This window comes from Pseudomonas sp. SMSB3, from assembly GCF_052041965.1.
GTDB lineage: Bacteria > Pseudomonadota > Gammaproteobacteria > Pseudomonadales > Pseudomonadaceae > Aquipseudomonas.
In genome coordinates this window covers 146,072-163,907 of the sequence record NZ_JBKGGV010000002.1, presented here as the reverse complement: position 1 = coordinate 163,907, position 17,836 = coordinate 146,072, and the positions used below count along the sequence as shown (strand labels likewise).

Below are 17,836 nucleotides of genomic sequence, written 5' to 3'. Positions count from 1 at the left end.
CCATAACTGAAATTCATCGATCATGGATCTACGCGACCTTACCTACTTCGAAACCATCGCCGAACTCGGGCATCTGGGCCGGGCCGCCGAAAAGCTCAATCGCAGCCAGCCAGCGCTCAGCAAAAGCATTCAGCGTCTGGAAGAGTCACTGGGCACACGGTTGTTCCAGCGTGATGGCCGGCGCATCAAACTCACCGATGTGGGTAAGCTGCTGCTGGCTCGCGGCAAGCAGTTGCAACTGAACATCGCCGAAACCGAACGTGAGGTGCGCGATTTTGCCAGTGGCCTGGTAGGCAACATCCGCCTGGGCTGCGCGGCCAGCATGGCCGAGCACCTGCTGCCGCACCTGACTGCCGCGCTGCTGGCGCGTGCGCCAGAAGTCACCGTGACCCTGTCCATCGCCCAGGACGATGTGCTCAAGGAAGCCCTGCGCGGCGGACGGCTGGACGTGATCATTTCGCCACAGATCGCCATGGATCCGGACTTCACCACCCACCCGATCCTTGAAGACGAGGCCGTGGTGGTGGCCAGCGCCGAGCATCCGATCTTCGACACCCCGATCACCCTGCAGCGCCTCTGTCAGTACCGCTGGGTACTCGGCGGGCCCACGGTCACGGCGCGGCGCTGGATCGACAATGTATTCGCCACCCACCTGTTGCCGACCCCGCAGGTACAGATCGAGACCAACGCCATTTCGTTGCTGCCGCGGCTGATTGCGCGGACCCAGCTGCTCAGCTTCGCCGCGCGGGAAACCCTGGAACATGGGCTTGGCGTGTCCTGGCTGCGCGAAGTGCCGCTGGCGCAAACCACCATGCGCCGCACGGTCGCGGTATCGGTGCGAACCGACGGCTACCTGTCACCGGCTGCCGGTACCCTGGTGTCGTTGCTCAAGGAGGAGGCGGGCAGCTTTTTCGAGCGCGATTGATCACCTGACCGCAGGCCCTGTCAGCTATGCGGCACGGCCTTGGCAGCGGCGGCGCCAGCGTATTGCGGCTTCAGGTGGCCTTGCTCGTCCAGCAGGTAGGCGTCCATCACCTCGCGCACCACCGGCCCGGCAACGCGGCCGCCCGCTTCGCCGTTCTCGATCATTACTGCCACCACCACACTGGGGTGATCGGCGGGAGCGAAGCCGACGAACAGGGCATTGTCACGGTGCCGTTCGAGGGTCTTGTTGCGGTTGTAGCGCTCGCCTTGCTTGATCGCCACGACCTGCGCCGTGCCGCTCTTGCCGGCGATGCGGTACTGGGCGCCGGCAGCGGCGGCGCGGGCGATGCCGCGCGGGTCGTGCATGACCATCTGCATACCCGTGTTGACCTGATCCCAGGCATGTCTGTCGTGCAGCACGATATCAGGCATCGGGTTAGGGTCGACCGGTGTCTGGCCGCCCACGGTCATCGCCAGGTGCGGGCGGTGCCAGGCGCCCTTGCTGGCCAGCAGGCTGGTCGCCTGGGCCAGCTGCAGCGGCGTAACCTGCATGTAGCCCTGGCCGATGCCGAGGATCAGGGTCTCACCTGGATACCAGGCCTGGCGGCGCGTCGCGCGCTTCCAGGCTTGCGAGGGCATCAAGCCGGCCGCTTCTTCGTTCATGTCCAGCGAGACCTTCTGGCCCAGCCCGAACTCGGCCATGTAATCGTGCAGACGGTCGATCCCCAGCTTGTGCGCCAGGTCGTAGAAGTAGGTGTCGTTGGAACGCATGATGGCGGTGTACATGTCCACCCAGCCATCGCCGCTGTGGTTCCAGTTGCGGTACTTGTGATCGTAGTTGGGCAGCTCGTAGTAGCCGGGGTCGAACACCCGGCTGCCAGGGGTGATCACCCCGCTGTCCAGCCCGGCGATGGCCACTTCGGGCTTGACCGTCGAGCCGGGTGCATACAGGCCGCGCAGCACGCGGTTGAACAGGGGGCGGTCGATCGAGTCGCGCAGGGCGGCGTATTGCTTGAAGCTGATGCCCTTGACGAACAGGTTGGGGTCGAAGCTTGGGTTGCTGACCATTGCCAGCACATCGCCATTGGCCGGGTCGAGCACCACCACCGCACCACGCCGCTCGCCCAGGGCCTTTTCGGCTGCCACCTGCAGGTGCGCATCCAGGCTCAGGACAATGTCCTTGCCTGGAATCGGATCCTGGTGCTTGAGCACCCGCATGACCCGACCCTGGGCATTGGTTTCCACTTCTTCATAGCCGACGTGGCCGTGCAGTTGGGCTTCGTAGAAGTGCTCGATGCCAGTCTTGCCGATCGACTGGGTGCCACGGTATTCGGTGCTGTCGAGGGTCTTGGCTTCTTTTTCGTTGATACGCCCGACATAGCCCACGGAGTGGGCGAAATGCTCGGCCAAGGGGTATTCCCGGATGAACTGAGGCTCCACGTCCAGCCCGGGGAGACGGAACTGGTTCACAGCCACCAACGCAATCTGCTCTTCGCTCAAGCCGACCATCAACGTCACCGGCTCGAACGGTTTGCGCCCACGGCGCAGGTCTTTGTCGAACTGCTGGCGCTCGTCTGCGCCGAGATTCAAGACCTGGGCCAGGGTATCGAGGACCTTGGCCGAATCGCCGGCCCGCTCGCGGGTCATGGTCAGGTCGAAGCTTGGCTTGTTGTCGGCCAGTACCACGCCATTACGGTCGTAGATCAGCCCGCGCTCAGGGGCGATCGGCAGCACGTGCACGCGGTTATTCTCCGACACGGCGCTCTGCTGGTCATGCTGCAGCACTTGCAGTACATACAGGCGGCCGATCAGCACCGCGCACAGGCTGACCACCAAGGCGGCGCAGGCCAGCAGTCGGCGGTTGACCAGGTGCTTTTCCTTGTCGTGGTCCTTGAGCGGGATCGGTTGCGGCATGGGCGGTCTAGGCAGCAAAAGGCGGGGCCGGGATGCTACGCGTGCGGGCGCGCAGGCTCAAGGCGTCGGCCATCGCGCAGGACAGCGGATGGGCCGTGGCCGCCCACGCACAGGGCGTCGGCAGCCAACATGAAGATTTGTTTATGCGCGCCGGGTCGGTGCTTGCCGGTAGCCACGCGAGGGCTGAGCCAGGCAAGCACGCACACGCACTCAGCGTGGCCCAGCAGGCATCATTGGCCGGTCACCAGCTGATAGGCCAGTTGGTTGTGGCGCTCCAGCACGCGTGGCAAGTCGATGGTGGTGATGCGCCCATCCTGCACCACCACCCGGCCGTTGATCACACTGGTGTCTACGTGGGTCGGGGTGCAGAACACCAAGGCCGCCAGCGGATCGTGCAGGGCCCCGGCATACGCCACCTGCCCCAGGTCGAAGGCGACGAAGTCGGCCACCATGCCCGGTGCAAGGGCGCCGATGTCATTGCGGTTGAGCACCTTGGCACCGCCCAGGGTGGCGATTTCCAGCGCTTCACGGGCGCTCATGGCATCCGGGCCGAAGCCGACCCTTTGTAACAGCAGGGCCTGGCGCACTTCGCCGATCATGCTGGCACCGTCGTTGGATGCCGAGCCATCGACGCCCAGCCCCACCGGCACGCCGTGGTCACGCATCTTGCGAATCGGCGCGATACCCGATGCCAGGCGCATGTTCGAGCAGGGGCAGTGGGCGACCCCGGTGCCGGTGCGCGCGAACAGTTCGATACCGTGCTGGTCGAGCTGCACGCAGTGCGCGTGCCAGACGTCGTGGCCAACCCAGCCAAGGTCCTCGGCATACTGTGCCGGGGTCATGCCGAATTTTTCGCGGCTGTAGGCGATGTCGTTGACGTTCTCCGCCAGGTGGGTGTGCAACGACACCCCATACTGGCGGGCCAGCACCGCGGCTTCGCGCATCAGGTCGCGGCTGACCGAGAACGGTGAGCAGGGCGCCACCACCACGCGCAGCATCGAGCCGTGGCTGGCGTCGTGGTAGTCCTCGATCAGGCGTTGTGATTCCTTGAGGATGTCGGCCTCTTTTTCCACTACAGCGTCAGGCGGCAACCCGCCCTGGCTTTGCCCTACGCTCATGCTGCCGCGCGCGGCATGAAAGCGCATGCCGATCTCGCCAGCGGCGTGGATGCTGTCGTCGAGCTTGCAACCGTTGGGGTAGATATAGAGGTGGTCACTGGAGGTGGTACAGCCGGAGAGGATCAGCTCGGCCATGGCGGTCTGGGTCGAGACTTCGATCATCTCTGGCGTCAGGCGTGCCCAGATCGGATAGAGGTTGGTCAGCCAGTTGAACAGCTCGCCGTCCTGGGCCGCTGGCACCACTCGAGTGAGGCTCTGGTACATGTGGTGATGGGTGTTGACCAAGCCTGGAATGACGACCTTGCCGGCCATGTCGAGTATCACGTCGGCGTGTTGCGGCAGGGTGTCGCTTGGGCCTACCTGCTTGATCAGGTTGTCTTCGATGTACAGGCCGCCGCCTTTGATTTCACGGCGCTGGCCGTCCATGGTAACCAACAGTGCGGCGTTCTTGACCAGAAGGGTCTTGGGGGAGTGTCGCTGAGCAGCTTGCATCGCTTATGCCTGGCGCAATACGCAGCGACGATTGTCGATGTCGTAGGCGCACAGGCATGTATGTAAGCAAAGTCTGGTTTTCTTGTATACAGCAAAGTGCGCGGCCGGCTGGCCGCGCGCGTCTTCAGCCGGCCTGCTCGGAGGGCGTGCTGATGCCCTTGCGCAAGGCAGTGAAGCCCCACGTCAGGCCCAGCACGGCGGCAATCACTGATCCCGACAGCACGCCAAGCTTGGCCGCCCCCAGCGAAGCCGGGTCGCTGAACGCCAGGTTGGCGATAAAGATCGACATGGTGAAGCCGATGCCTGCAAGCAAGCCGATCAAGGTGATGCCGCGCCAATCGACCTGGGCCGGCAGGCTGCACCAGCCCAGGCGTACCATTAACCAACTGACGCTGATGATACCCAGCGGCTTGCCGGCCACCAGCGCCACGGCCACGGCCATCATCACCCAGTGCGGCGCCTGAGCAGACAGGTCGATGCCCGACAAGCCTACCCCGGCATTGGCCAGGGCGAACAACGGCATGATCGCGTAGGCCACCCAGGGATGCAGGGCGCCCTGCACACGGGTCACAGGCGGCTGCATTTCGCGCTGCGCGACACGCAGGTGCTTGAGCGGGGCGCTGAGGTCACTGCTGTCTTGCTCAGGATCCTTGGCGCGGCCAAGCAGGTCGTTGGTGAAGCGCGAAACGGCGTCGAGCGGGCGCTCGCCCAGGGGCATGGCCGCGACCGGGGTCATCAGCCCCAATACCACGCCGGCCAGGGTCGGGTGGGCGCCGGTCATCAGCATCCCGACCCAGGTAATGGCGCCTGGGATGATATAGGCCCACGCCGAGCCGACGCCGATCTTTTGCAGGCCAATGACCAGCAACAAGCCAATGGCAGCCACGCCGAAGCCGCTGTAATCCAGCCCGCCGGAATAGAAAATGGCGATGATCAGCACGGCGATGATGTCATCGATGATCGCCAAGGCCAGCAGAAATACGCGGATATTGGACGGAATCGACTTGCCCAGCAACGCCAGCACACCGACAGCAAAGGCGATATCGGTGGCCGTAGGCACCGCCCAACCTTGCTGTTCGGCTGGCGCATGGCCAAAGGCCAGGTAAAGCAGCGCCGGCACCGCGACGCCGCCCACCGCCGCCGCCATCGGCAAGGTGGCCTGGCGCAGGCTGGCCAGCGCCCCTTCGTGGATTTCGCGGCGAATTTCCATGCCCACCACCAGGAAGAAAATGGTCATCAGGCCATCGTTGATCCAGAAGTGCAGGGACTGTGAGAACTGCCAGGGCCCGATGCCGAAGCCGATCGGCGTGTGCCAAAGGGCTTCATAGCTGGCGGCGGCGGGCGAGTTGGCCCAGATCAAGGCGGCCACGGCGGTGATCAGCAGGACGATGCCGCTGACCGCTTCGATATGCAGGAAACGCTGAAGGTTGGCCAAGGCCTGTTGGGCCAGGCGCTGTGCAGCAGAGGGCTGTATTTTTTGCATAGGCGCAAGAACTCCCGCATGGCGGCCCGACCAGCGCTGTTCTTTAACCTGCTTCACTGCACCCTGCAGCTAGCACCCGAGGGCGATTCTAACGGGCTGCGCCTGGCGTTACCAGACCAGGATCGCCACCAGCTCGACCGCGCACAGTGCCGTCACACACGCGGCCAGCAGCAGGTTGACGGTGACGCCAGAGGCAATGGCCTCGGCGCGGATCCCTGTGACATGACGGTCATAGCGCCGGCGCAGGCGTAGCCAGGCGACGGCGGCGGCGAGCAGGCACAGCGCTGCGGGCGCTACCGCCAGCCAGTGGTGCTGCGGTACCCAGCGCAAGAAGAAACAACTGCAGACGATCATCGCCAGGATGGTACGGCGCCAGGCCAACAACGTGCGTTCTGCTTGCAGGCCGTCATCGGCGGCAGGGCGTTTGCGTTCAGGCATGGAAGAACACAGCGTAGGCGAAGAAGGCCATGACCAGCGACACGCCGATCGACAGCGCCGGGGCGATCAATGGAAATGGCAGCGGGCGTTTCTGGCGCATGGCCCGCTCGACGTTCAGCCAGCGCGCGAAGGCCGGCAAACTCAGCAGCAGGGCCAGGCTGATCAATGCCACCGCGAGCAGACGCCGGGTGCCTGCACTGAAGATCTCGGCGGTGAACATGTCCACGGCGATGCCGCTGGCCAGCAGTGCCAGTGCGGTCCTGATCCAGGCCAGAAAGGTGCGTTCGTTGGCCAGGGTGAAACGCGGGTCCGGCTCCTGGCCGTCAGCCAGCAGCTTGCTGGCCAGCCAGCCACGGGAGCGCTCGTTGTTGTTGTTCAAAGGCAGTCGTCCTCCTTGCATAAGGTCGGTGGGCACTCGGCCTGCCCAGTTTTATGCGCAAGCGCTGCCAATGTCCATGACTCGATGAGCGATCAGCCCTCCAGCGTGCGCGGTGCCATGAAGTACATCCATACCAGGGCCAGGAAGTACATCGCCGGTATCAGGGTGAACAGCACGGCGTAGTTGTTATGCGTGGCGGTGAGCACGCTGCCGACGATCTGCGTCATGAACATGCCGCCGATCGCCGCGCACATGCTGGCGAAGCCGAACACCGTGCTGATCAGGTGCTTGGGTGTGTAATCCATCACCAGGCTCCAGATGTTGGCGGTCCAGGCCTGGTGCGCGCCGACCGCCACGGCGATGGCCAGCACGGCGATCCACAGGCCGCTGGCATGCGCGGCGAAAATCACGCTGAGCATGGTGCAGGCGAAGATCAGCATCGACACCAGCCGCGCCGTGGTCGCTCGCACGCCCCGGCCGATCAGCCACGAAGACAGGATGCCGCCGCCGATGCTGCCGAAATCGGCGGTCAGCCAGATGAGCATGAGCGGCAGGCCCATCTGCGTCACGCTGATGCCCAGGTCGTATTGCTGGTTGAGAAACGGCGGCAGCCAGTACAGGTAGAACCAGAACACCGGCGCTGTGATCGAGTAGGCGACGGCAAACGCCCAGGTGCCGCGCATGCCGAGGATACGCCGAAACGGCACTCGGGTTGGCTCAGGTTCGATCTCCTGCTGGATGTAGGCCAATTCGCGCTGGCTGACGCGCGGGTGCTCCTCGGGATTGAAGTAGCGCAGGCCCCAGAACACCAGCCAGACCAGGCCCAGGCAGCCCATGCCGATGAACGCCGCCTGCCAGCCCCACACCGTCAGAATCAACGGCAGCAGGGCCGGGGTGACCATGGCGCCGACATTGGTACCGGCATTGAACAGACCGGTGGCGATGGCGCGCTCGCCGGCCGGGAACCACAGGCGCACGGTCTTTACGCAGGCCGGGTAATTGGCCGCTTCGGTCAGGCCGAGAATGAACCGACAGACCATGAACCCGGCGGCCGAGGTGGCCAGGCCGTGTGCGCCGGTGGCCAGGCTCCACAGCAAGACGGCGGCGAAGAAGGCGCGCTTGACGCCGACCCTGTCGATCAACCGGCCCTGCAAGACGAAACCGACGGCGTAGCCGACCTGGAACCAGAAGTTGATGTTGGCGTAGTCCATCGCCGTCCAGTTCATGGCCTTGGCCAGTTCCGGCTGCATGATGCCCAGCGCGGCGCGGTCGATGTAGTTGAGGGTGGTGGCGAAGAATACCAGGGCAAGCATGCCCCAGCGCGTGCCGCCAACGGCGAAGGCGCCGCGCAGCTTGTCGCCGATACCTGTGCCTGGCAGCGTGGAGCTGGCGGTAGTGAGCTTGGAATGGTTCATATTGGGTCGATTCTTGAAATTGTAATGACTGACGGTGTCGCGAACGTGACCTCGCCCCAGGCAGGGGCAACACGCAAGGCCGGTGCATGGTGCGCAGGGAAACGTCGAGCGTCAATTCAAGGTCAGGCGCTACTGTTCGGTAACCGCACGCTTGTCGGTTGCCGATTGGCGCTTGCGGGCGCGCGCGCATGCTGGGCATGATCAGGCTTCCAACTCAGGAAAAGGATCAGCCACATGCCTGCCTATCTCGTTGCACAGAACCAATTGCTGGTAGGGGACGGCCTGGTGGTCGAGGCGCCGGCCGGCGAAGGGCCGTACGCGGTGGTGTTCGAGGACGATGAAGAAACCGGCTATTTCTATGCCCTGGATACCTCGAGCAGCGCAAACCCGATTCAGAACGCCCTGCACATCTACGACGTGGAAAGCGTGAATGACCGCGACATACCTTCCGAGGTGAAGATTGCCTGGTCCGAGGACCATTGCAAGGCGCTGCTGCTGATCAACGACCACCCCCACGCGGTGTTCGATTTCGAAGCCAAGCAAGGCCATTGCCGCAGCGGCTTGCCGTTGCCGATGGACAGCGGCTGGTCACGCGCCGGGCATGAATGGGACGACAGCGCGCTACGGCATTTCGCCTAGCGCGCCGGGCAAGTGGCGGCGCCTGCCACTTGCCATCACCTGCCGTCACGCCGCTTGTGCGGCCAGGCGGTTACTGACGTTGCGACCCAACACCAGCACGGTGACGAAGCCGCAGCCGACCAGGGCGGTCGCCAGGCTCATCAGCACCGCGCTGCCCAACTGGTCGACGATGCGCCCCCCGAAGAACGAGCCCAACGCGATGATCACCTGGAACATGGCCACGAACAGCGGCATGCCGCGTTCGACGTCCTTCGGCGCGACCACGAACATCCAGATGCTGGCGCACGCCGGGAATGCCCCGAACGCGAAGCCCCACAAGGCGATCAGCATGCCAGCGCCGCTCAGGCTGATGGCGAAGTGCGGAAACAGCGCCGTACTGACGCCAATCAGCAGCGCCACCAGCAGCAACGTGTAGCGCACGCTCTGGTTGGCAGCGAAGCCGGCGAACAGGTTGCCGACCACCCCAGCCACGCCGTAGAGCAGCAACAGCGAGCCAATGGTCGGGCCATCGAAGCCGGCGCTCTGTTTGAAGAACGGTGCGACGTAGGTGTATGCGGCAAAGTGCGCAAGCCCGATCAACAGCACCGCGATCAAGCCCACGCGCGCCAACGGGTTGATGAACAGCGCCGGCAGGTCACGCACGTGAATGGCCTTGTCAGGATTCAAGCGCGGCAGGAAGCACACTTGCGCGAGCAGCACCGGGATGCCTACCAATGCGGTGACGAGAAAGGTCATGCGCCAGCCCATCAAGCCGCTGAGCCAGGTGCCCACCGGGACGCCAAGCACCGTGGCCAAGGTGACACCGACCATGATGATCGATGTCGCCTGGGCCACGCCCACGCCCCGCGGCGCCAGGCGGCTGCTCAGGGCAATGGCAGTGGCCCAGAAGCCACCGATACTGATGCCCAGCAGCACGCGGCCGAACAGCAGCAGGCTGAAATCACTGGCGTAGGCCACGACCGTATTGGCGATGATCATGATCAGCGTCAGGCCAATCAGCAGGTAGCGCCGGTCCATCGCGCCGATGCCCACCGACAGCAGGGGCGCAGCCAGGGCGGCCATGATGCCGGGCAAGGTCACCATCAAGCCGGCATGACCGGCACTGATGCCCAGGTCGCTGGCTACATCGTTAAGCACACCGACGGGCAAAAATTCGCTGGTCACCAGCGCGAAGGCGCCGACGGCTACGGAGAGTATCGCCAGCCATTGCTGGCTCACGCGCTGTTCATTGTGTTCGGGACGGCCGTGAGAGGCCTGACCGGAAGTCGGCATGGGGCGGGGCTCCAAGAGAGAAGATCGCCTGTTATGGGCGGTACGAGCGGGGGGATTGGCGGCGATTATACGAACCGCGTGTGCAGCTGGCACAGAAACGCGGTTCGATAATAAACATCGATGAGATTGATCTGAGCACCGTGGCTAGGCGGCGCGCGCCGCATCACCCCTCGGCGACCCCCTGATCTTCACCCAGGAAACCACCGCTCTGGTGCTGCCACAGCCGGGCGTAGGTGCCTTTTCTGGCCAGCAGCTCAGCGTGGGTGCCTTGCTCGATGATGCGCCCTTCGTCCATCACGATCAGCCGGTCCATGGCTGCGATGGTCGAGAGCCGGTGGGCGATGGCGATGACGGTCTTGCCTTGCATCATCTCGTCGAGACTTTCCTGGATGGCCACCTCGACCTCGGAATCGAGGGCGCTGGTGGCTTCGTCCAGCAGCAGGATCGGCGCGTTCTTCAGCATCACCCGGGCGATGGCCACGCGCTGGCGCTGGCCGCCCGAGAGCTTGATGCCGCGCTCGCCGACCAGGGTGTCGTAGCCGCTGTTGCCATCGCGGTCGCTGAGCTGACGGATGAAATCGTCGGCTTGGGCATTGCGCGCGGCGCGTTGGATATCGTCGTCGCTGGCGTCGGGCCGACCGTAGGCAATGTTGTCGCGAATCGAACGGTGCAGCAGGGAGGTGTCCTGGGTGACCATGCCGATGGCGCTGCGCAGGCTGTCCTGGGTCACCTTGGCGATGTCCTGGCCATCGATGCGGATCACGCCGTTGTCGACGTCATAGAAGCGCAGCAACAGGTTGATCAAGGTCGACTTGCCGGCGCCGGATCGGCCTACCAGGCCGACTTTCTCGCCGGGGCGTATGTGCAGCGTCAGGCCATCGAGCACCTGACGCTCGCCATTGTAGTTGAAGCTGACGTTATCGAAGCTGACCTCGCCGCCACGGGTTTGCAGCACGCCGGCATTGGGTGCGTCCTGCACCTTGGGGCCGCGCGTGAGGGTGTCCATGCCGTCCTGCACGGTGCCGATGTTTTCGAACAGCGAAGTCATCTGCCACATGATCCAGTGCGACATGCCATTGATGCGCAAGGCCATCGCGGTGATCGCAGCCACCGCGCCGGTGCCGACCTGGCCTTGGTGCCAGAGCCACAACGCATAGCCGCCTGCGCCGAAAATCAGCCCGACCACCAATGCCTGGTTGACGATCTCGAACTGGCTGACCAGGCGCATCTGGCGGAACCCGGTCTGTTTGAAGTCTTCCATCGCGGCACGTGCGAAGTGCGCCTCGCGCTTGGAGTGGGAAAACAACTTGACCGTGGTGATGTTGGTATAGGCATCCGACACACGCCCGGTCATCGACGAGCGCGCGTGGGCCTGCTCCTGACCCACCTTGCCCAGGCGCGGCACGAAATACAGCATGGCCAGGCCGAAGAGGGCGAGCCAGGCCAGAAATGGCAGCATCAGCTTGGGCGCGAAGCCGCCCGCCAAGGCAATGATGGCGATGAAGTACACCCCGATGCCCGGCACGATCTCGATCACCGTGAACAGCACTTCACGCACGGCCAGGGCGGTCTGCATCACTTTGGTGGTAACCCGGCCGGAGAACTCATCGGAGAAGAACGACAGGCTCTGGCGCAGCATCAGCCGGTGGAAATCCCAGCGCAGCCGCAGCGGCAGGTTGATCGCCAGCACCTGATGCTGCATCAGCGTGCGCAACGCTACCAGCACGACGCTGGCCACCAGCAGTAGGCCCACACCCCACAGCACGCGCGCTTCCTGCGCGGTGACTCCACCGCCGGCCTGCCATTTCGACAGCAGGTCGACCACCTGACCCAGGAAGGAGAACAGCCAGGCCTCGTAGATCGACACCCCGGCGCTGAACACCGCCAGCGCCAGGATATAGCCGCGCGCACCGCGCGTGCAGGCCCAGAGAAAACGCAGCAGGCCAACCGGTGGTGGTGGCGCCTCATCAGGCGGGAAGGGGTCTAGCCAGCGTTCGAACGCACGAAACATGGGGGTCTCCGAAAACAGGGTTTTGCCTAGCTGCGACAAGAACAACCGCCGCAACGTTCATCACAGTACCCAGGTCGGCCACCCTAACGCAGATTTACGCGTAAATAATCGGCATTTGAGCATGAGCCATCTTGATGCTTAGGTGCATTGCGACTAATACTTAAGCGCTGCCTAGAAGAGGGATGGTCATGCAGACGCGTTTCGTCGTGGTTCCAGCGTTACCCGAGCACAGAGAGTGCCTGCCCAGGCGCGTCGGTTTCCCCCAGGCATTGGGCAAGGGCTACGACCTTTATGACACCTTCGACAAGCTCAGGCTGACCCTGAATTTCGCAACCCGTGCAGAAGCTGACTATGCCTGCGCATGCCGCAATGGCTTGTGTAGCGTGGGTGAGGAATCGTGCGAGGGGAGTGGTGGTGTGTTGCGCGGAGCCGAAGGGCTAGGGCGGACGCTGCCGCCCTAGTGACAGCTGGGCGCTATCAACGATCTTGATCGGTTTGCTGGGTCTGGGTATTGCCCTGCGAACCTTGCTCGCTCATGTTGCCTTGATCCGCCGGCATCTGCTTGTCGCTGCCGGCCTGCCCACCTTGGCTGCCGGTATCCTTGGACTGCTCCCAGCCTTCATCCATCTTGTCGTCAGGTTTCTGACCTTGCTGATGGCCCTGCTGCTGACCGCCCTGCTGCGAGCCAGCCATGCCCCCCTGACCGCCGGTGTTACCGGAATTGGCCTGGTCGCTGCCGCCTTGGTTCATGTTGTTGTCTTGATTGTTAGCCATGATCGCTTACCTCAAGTCGAACACAGAAGATTCTGTGTTTCCTTGTGACTGATCGGCAGCGTGCTCTGCTGCAACGGGCAGCGGTGATTCGGACGAGGCGCACGAACCAACCCCGGTCGAACAATTAGCGCGTCAAATCCAGTCGCTGCTCCGCCCGGCGTCAACTGCTCACAGGCAGTTGAACGTTGCCTCGGGCCGAGCCCTCTTACCTGCATCAGCGTGCGAGGAGGATTCGACATGAGCATCGAACGTAGCATTCCTGAACTGGCGGCCTGGTATGCCCAGTACGACGACATCAGCTATCGCCGAGCGTCGCCGGACGCGTACCACCATGAGTTGGTTCGTACCGCCGAGGCCTTGCGCGACGACGGCATTATCGACTGGGACGACTGGTTGGCGCTCAAGGCGCTGGCAGATCAGGCCCACGTGCATGCCCTCGAAGACGCCGTGCAGGCCCACGTGAGCGACCCAGACGCATGAAAACGCTGAAAATCGCCACATTCAACATCAATGGCATCCGTAGCCGTCTGCCGGCATTGCTCGCCTGGCTTGAACGCGAGCAGCCTGATATTGCCTGTCTGCAAGAGCTCAAAGCGCCAGATACGCAATTTCCGCGCGCCGAGATCGAGGCCGCCGGTTACGGCTGCCTGTGGCAAGGCCAACCCTCGTGGAATGGCGTGGCGATCCTGGCGCGCGACAGTGAGCCGCTGGAAGTGCGACGCGGCCTGCCAGGGATGGAGGATGACACCCAGAGCCGCTACCTGGAAGCGGCAGTGCACGGCTTGCTGGTCGGCTGCCTGTACCTGCCCAACGGCAACCCGCAACCGGGGTCAAAGTTCGCGTACAAGTTGCGCTGGTTCGACTGCTTGCTCGAACATGCCAAGACGCTGCAGGGCAGTGGACATCCCACGGTGCTGACCGGTGACTTCAACGTCGTGCCCACTGACCAGGACATCTACAACACCCGCTCCTGGCTCAAGGACGCGTTGCTGCAGCCTGAGTCGCGCGAGCGCTACCAGCAGTTGCTGGCGCAGGGCTGGGTCGATGCGATTCGTCACCTGCACCCTGATGAGCAGGTGTACACTTTCTGGGATTATTTCCGCAAGCACTGGGAGCGCAACGCCGGCTTGCGCATCGACCACCTGCTGCTCAACCCGGAGCTTGCGCCGTACCTCAAGCGCGCCGGTGTCGATGCCTGGGTCCGTAACGAAGCCAAGGCCAGCGACCATGCGCCGGCCTGGATCGAGGTGGGTGGGCGCAAGCGCTAGCTCACAACAGTTTGTCAAGGGTGATCGGGAATTCCCTGATCCGTTTGCCGGTGGCGTGGTAGATGGCATTGGCGACTGCCGCAGCCACGCCGACGACCCCGATCTCACCCACGCCCTTGGAACCCAGCGCGTTGACGATGTCGTCATCCTCCTTGACGAAGATCACCTCGATGTCGTTCACATCTGCGTTCACCGGCACGTGGTATTCAGCCAGGTTGTGGTTGAGGATCCGCCCCAGGTGATGATCGGTCTGCGAATGCTCATGCAGCGCCATGCCGATGCCCCAGACCACGCCGCCCAGAATCTGGCTGCGCGCAGTCTTCGGATTGACCACCCGGCCTGCCGCCACGGCGCTGACCACGCGGCTGACCTTGATGGTGCCGAGTGCTTCGTCGACCTGTACTTCGACGAATACCGCCGAGTGGGTGGCAGTGGAGAACGGCGTGCGTTTGGCGCTGGGTTCGGCGTCGATCTGCACCTCGACGAAGCCATCGGCGGACTTGGCGGCGATGTCTGCCAGAGCGATACGTTGAGCGTCGGCATGCAGGTAGCCGTTGGCAAAGCGGATATCCTCCACCGCCACCCCCGCCAGTGCCGGATAGGCCTGACGTGCGCTTTCCAGCAGCTTGCCGCGCAGGATCTCGCAGGCCTGCTGGACTGCCGAGCCTACCGATGACACGGTAAACGAGCCGCCCTGCAAGGGCGCCTTGGGCAGCGAGGAGTCGCCCAGCAGGAACGTGGTGTCGGCGAGCTTGACTCCCGCCGCATCAGCAGCGATCTGCGTCATCACTGTGTAGGTGCCGGTGCCGATATCGGTCGTGGCGCTGCTGACCGTGAGCTTGCCCTGAGCGTCGAGGCGCGCCTTGGCGCTGGCCTTCATCTGCATCGATTCCCACACCCCGCCGGCCATGCCCCAGCCGACCAGTTGCTTGCCCTCGCGCATGCTGCGGGGCGTGGCGTTACGCTTGTGCCAACCGAATTGCGCGGCGCCTTGGTCATAGCAGGCCAGCAATTCCTTGCTCGAATAGGGCTTGCCCTCGTTGCCGTTGTGGTCAGCGAAATTGCGCCGACGCAGCTCCACAGGGTCGAGGCCGGCCGCGCAGGCCAGCTCGTCCATCGCGCACTCCAGTGCCAGTACCCCAGAGCCAGCGCCAGGCGCGCGCATGTCCAGCGGGGTATAGACATCCAGTGGGGTCAGGCGATAGCTCAGCGCGACGTTATCGCACTGGTAGAGCATGCCGCTCCACTCCACCAGGTGCTCGGTGAAATCCTCGAAACGCGAGGTCTGGCCGATGGCGTCGTGAGCGATGGCGTGCAGCTTGCCGCTGGCATCCACCCCCAGGCGCAGGCGCTGCTGGGTGCGCGGTCGGTAGCCAAAGGTGAACATCTGCTGGCGGGTGAGCGTAACCCGCACTGACCGTTTGAGCTGCAGTGCTGCCATGACTGCCAGGGGCAACTGATACTGCGGGCGCAAGCCGGAGCCGAAGGCGCCACCGACATAGGCGGCCAGCACGCGTACATTTTCCTTGGCCAGGCCGAACACGTTGTGCAGGTAGTCCTGACAATTCTGCGTGCCCTGGGTCTTGTCGTGGATCTCCAGCTTCCCGTCAGCCTTGTACAGCACCGTGGAGGCGTGCGGCTCCATGGGGTTGTGGTGCTCGTTGGCCGTAAGGTAGGTGGCATCGACCTGGACCGCCGCCTGGGCGAACTGCCCGGCAAAGTCGCCACGGGGCTTGGGCGTTTCCGCCGGCGCTTCATGGCTGTCGGCCAAGACCGCCAGCATGTCGGTCTGATGCGCTTGGGCGCTGTACTCGATCTTCACCAAGGAGCCTGCATAGCGGGCGAGCTCAAGGTTTTGCGCAATCACCAGGGCCAGCGGCTGGCCGCTGTACAACACCTGGTCGTTGTACAGGGGGCGAAACGGCGAACCCTCGGCCGCGTCATCGTCGCTGTAGTCGTCGTCGTAGCTGGAGATGTGCGGGCGGTTGAGGTGATCGATCACTGCCACCACGCCTGGCACCTTCAGCGCTTCGCTGGCATCGATACGCAGTACCTTGCCGCTGGCCACGGTGCTCGACACTACGCTGCCGTGCAGCAGATCGGCCTCGGGGTACTCGCCCGCATAACGCGCTTGGCCAGTGACTTTGGCAACGCCGTCAACGCGGTCCAACGGCTTGCCGACATTAGGGGTCATGCTGTTCATGCTCTGGCTCCTGTGAAGGCGTCACCGAAAGCTGCCTCGTCCAAGGCGCGTATGATGGCGCGATGGGCAAGCGGCACTTTGAAGGCGTTCTGGCTCAACGGTGCGGCTGTTTGCAGCAGCACATCCGCCGCCTGGGCGAACAGGGCCGGGGAGGGCGCCTGACCTTTGAGGATCTGTTCAGCGGCGGGGTCGCGCCAAGGTTTGTGGGCAACGCCGCCCAATGCCAGCCGTGCATCCTGGATGACGCCTTGTTCGATGTGCAGGGCAGCGGCCACCGAGATCAGGGCGAACGCATAAGATGCCCGGTCACGAATCTTCAGGTAGCGCGCATGGGCGGTGAAAGACGGGGCCGGCAGCTCGATGGCAGTGATCAGTTCATCGTCTGCCAGGTGGTTGTCGCGCTGCGGTTGATCGCCAGGCAAGCGGTGGAACTCGGCGAAGGGGATCTGGCGCTCGCCGTTGCGGCCTTGGACATGCACCACAGCCTCCAGCGCTGCAAGGGCCACGCACATATCAGAAGGATGAGTTGCCACGCAGGCGTCGCTCGCACCGAGGATCGCATGGCTGCGGTTCAAGCCATCGCGCGCGGGGCAGCCACTGCCAGGCTCACGCTTGTTGCAGGGCGTGCCGGTGTCGTAGAAGTAATAACAGCGCGTGCGCTGCAACAGATTGCCGCCCGTGCTGGCCATGTTTCGCAGTTGCGGTGATGCGCCTGCCAGGATGGCTTGGGACAACAGTGGATAACCCTGTTCCACCAGCGGATGCCAGGCCAGCTCCGCGTTGCTGACCAGCGCCCCGATGCGTAGACCGCCAGTGGCAGTCTGCTCGACGTCCTTGAGAGCCAGGCCGGAAATGTCGATCAGGCGCTCTGGGCGCAGCACGTTTTCCTTCATCAGGTCGAGCAGGTTGGTGCCGCCGGCGATAAAGCGCGATGTCAGGCCGCTGAGGCTGATGGCTTCGTTGACCGATGCAGGCTTGTGGTAGCTGAACGGTGTCATTTGCGCACCTCACGCATCTGCGGCAGGGCTTCTTCCACGGCGGCGACGATGTTGCTGTAGGCGCCGCAGCGGCACAGATTGCCGCTCATCTGCTCACGAATCGCATCGCGGCTATCGGCTCGCCCTTCATTGGCCAGGCCGATGGCCGAGCAGATCTGCCCTGGCGTGCAGTAGCCACACTGAAACGCATCGTTGGCGATGAAGGCGCGCTGCATCGGGTGCAGCTGCTCGCCATCGGCCACGCCCTCGATGGTCACCAACTCGGCACCGTCGCACATGATCGCCAGAGTCAGGCAGGCATTGACCCGCCGCCCGTCGCGCAGCACCGTACAGGCACCGCACTGGCCGTGGTCGCAGCCTTTCTTGGTGCCGACCAGGTCGAGTTGCTCACGCAGCAGGTCGAGCAGGGTGGTCCACGGCAGCACCTGCAGTGTGCGCGGCTGGCCGTTGATCGTCAGGCTGATGGAGTGCTCTTTGGCACCCTCTGGAATGATCGCGTTCATGGGTG

17 protein-coding genes are annotated in these 17,836 nt (G+C 63.9%); 5 read left to right on the top strand and 12 right to left on the bottom strand.

Annotated elements, in window-relative coordinates:
• Positions 1 to 22: 22 nt before the first annotated feature.
• Positions 23 to 925, top strand: a complete 903-nt coding sequence (locus ACLEJW_RS04045) for a LysR family transcriptional regulator (RefSeq protein ID WP_440777016.1) — start codon at positions 23 to 25, stop codon at positions 923 to 925.
• A gap of 20 nt (positions 926 to 945) precedes the next feature.
• On the opposite strand, the gene mrdA is transcribed toward ACLEJW_RS04045, so the two are convergent.
• The 6 genes from mrdA to ACLEJW_RS04015 form a co-directional block, all read right to left on the bottom strand.
• The gene (gene mrdA, locus ACLEJW_RS04040; protein ID WP_145186771.1) at positions 946 to 2,838 is read right to left on the bottom strand and encodes a penicillin-binding protein 2; all 1,893 of its coding nucleotides are present in this window, start codon (positions 2,836 to 2,838) and stop codon (positions 946 to 948) included.
• A gap of 230 nt (positions 2,839 to 3,068) precedes the next feature.
• Entirely contained in the window at positions 3,069 to 4,448 is a 1,380-nt protein-coding gene (locus tag ACLEJW_RS04035; protein ID WP_145186768.1) for an 8-oxoguanine deaminase, read from the bottom strand.
• Between the two features lie 124 nt (positions 4,449 to 4,572).
• Entirely contained in the window at positions 4,573 to 5,931 is a 1,359-nt protein-coding gene (gene nhaA / locus ACLEJW_RS04030; RefSeq protein ID WP_145186765.1) for a Na+/H+ antiporter NhaA, read from the bottom strand.
• Between the two features lie 108 nt (positions 5,932 to 6,039).
• On the bottom strand, positions 6,040 to 6,369 hold the full coding sequence (locus ACLEJW_RS04025; RefSeq protein WP_440777015.1) for a DUF202 domain-containing protein: 330 nt from the start codon (positions 6,367 to 6,369) through the stop codon (positions 6,040 to 6,042).
• On the bottom strand, positions 6,362 to 6,748 hold the full coding sequence (locus ACLEJW_RS04020; protein ID WP_256675073.1) for a YidH family protein: 387 nt from the start codon (positions 6,746 to 6,748) through the stop codon (positions 6,362 to 6,364). The genes ACLEJW_RS04025 and ACLEJW_RS04020 overlap by 8 nt, the downstream gene beginning before the upstream one ends.
• A gap of 92 nt (positions 6,749 to 6,840) precedes the next feature.
• A complete protein-coding gene (locus ACLEJW_RS04015; protein ID WP_440777014.1) occupies positions 6,841 to 8,163 on the bottom strand; it encodes an MFS transporter in 1,323 nt (440 codons plus the stop codon).
• Positions 8,164 to 8,397: 234 nt separating this feature from the next.
• Between ACLEJW_RS04015 and ACLEJW_RS04010 the strand changes: the two genes are divergently transcribed.
• On the top strand, positions 8,398 to 8,802 hold the full coding sequence (locus tag ACLEJW_RS04010) for a DUF2251 domain-containing protein (protein ID WP_313294858.1): 405 nt from the start codon (positions 8,398 to 8,400) through the stop codon (positions 8,800 to 8,802).
• Positions 8,803 to 8,847: 45 nt separating this feature from the next.
• Here ACLEJW_RS04010 and ACLEJW_RS04005 read toward each other — a convergent pair whose 3' ends face one another.
• Both ACLEJW_RS04005 and ACLEJW_RS04000 read right to left on the bottom strand, forming a co-directional pair.
• On the bottom strand, positions 8,848 to 10,074 hold the full coding sequence (locus ACLEJW_RS04005; RefSeq protein ID WP_440777013.1) for an MFS transporter: 1,227 nt from the start codon (positions 10,072 to 10,074) through the stop codon (positions 8,848 to 8,850).
• 163 nt (positions 10,075 to 10,237) lie between these two features.
• The gene (locus tag ACLEJW_RS04000) at positions 10,238 to 12,085 is read right to left on the bottom strand and encodes an ABC transporter ATP-binding protein (RefSeq protein WP_313294860.1); all 1,848 of its coding nucleotides are present in this window, start codon (positions 12,083 to 12,085) and stop codon (positions 10,238 to 10,240) included.
• 182 nt (positions 12,086 to 12,267) lie between these two features.
• On the opposite strand from ACLEJW_RS04000, the gene ACLEJW_RS03995 reads away from it, so the two are divergent.
• A complete protein-coding gene (locus ACLEJW_RS03995; RefSeq protein ID WP_256675072.1) occupies positions 12,268 to 12,546 on the top strand; it encodes a hypothetical protein in 279 nt (92 codons plus the stop codon).
• Positions 12,547 to 12,562: 16 nt separating this feature from the next.
• Here ACLEJW_RS03995 and ACLEJW_RS03990 read toward each other — a convergent pair whose 3' ends face one another.
• Positions 12,563 to 12,859, bottom strand: a complete 297-nt coding sequence (locus ACLEJW_RS03990; protein ID WP_313455329.1) for a hypothetical protein — start codon at positions 12,857 to 12,859, stop codon at positions 12,563 to 12,565.
• A 237-nt stretch (positions 12,860 to 13,096) separates the two neighbouring features.
• Here ACLEJW_RS03990 and ACLEJW_RS03985 point away from each other — a divergent pair, with 237 nt between their 5' ends.
• On the top strand, positions 13,097 to 13,339 hold the full coding sequence (locus tag ACLEJW_RS03985; RefSeq protein ID WP_145186745.1) for a hypothetical protein: 243 nt from the start codon (positions 13,097 to 13,099) through the stop codon (positions 13,337 to 13,339).
• The gene (gene xth, locus ACLEJW_RS03980; protein WP_440777012.1) at positions 13,336 to 14,127 is read left to right on the top strand and encodes an exodeoxyribonuclease III; all 792 of its coding nucleotides are present in this window, start codon (positions 13,336 to 13,338) and stop codon (positions 14,125 to 14,127) included. The genes ACLEJW_RS03985 and xth overlap by 4 nt, the downstream gene beginning before the upstream one ends.
• A gap of 1 nt (position 14,128) precedes the next feature.
• Here the strand turns inward: xth and ACLEJW_RS03975 are convergent, their stop codons facing one another.
• The 3 genes from ACLEJW_RS03975 to ACLEJW_RS03965 are packed head-to-tail and all read right to left on the bottom strand — an operon-like array spanning position 14,129 to position 17,831.
• Entirely contained in the window at positions 14,129 to 16,330 is a 2,202-nt protein-coding gene (locus ACLEJW_RS03975) for a xanthine dehydrogenase family protein molybdopterin-binding subunit (RefSeq protein WP_440777011.1), read from the bottom strand.
• Positions 16,327 to 17,328 (bottom strand): FAD binding domain-containing protein, encoded by a 1,002-nt coding sequence (locus ACLEJW_RS03970; protein WP_313294863.1) that lies wholly within the window; start codon positions 17,326 to 17,328, stop codon positions 16,327 to 16,329. Before ACLEJW_RS03970 ends, ACLEJW_RS03975 begins: the two co-directional genes overlap by 4 nt.
• Positions 17,325 to 17,831, bottom strand: coding sequence for a (2Fe-2S)-binding protein (locus tag ACLEJW_RS03965; RefSeq protein ID WP_145186732.1), 507 nt, complete (start codon positions 17,829 to 17,831; stop codon positions 17,325 to 17,327). The genes ACLEJW_RS03970 and ACLEJW_RS03965 overlap by 4 nt, the downstream gene beginning before the upstream one ends.
• Positions 17,832 to 17,836 lie beyond the last annotated feature (5 nt).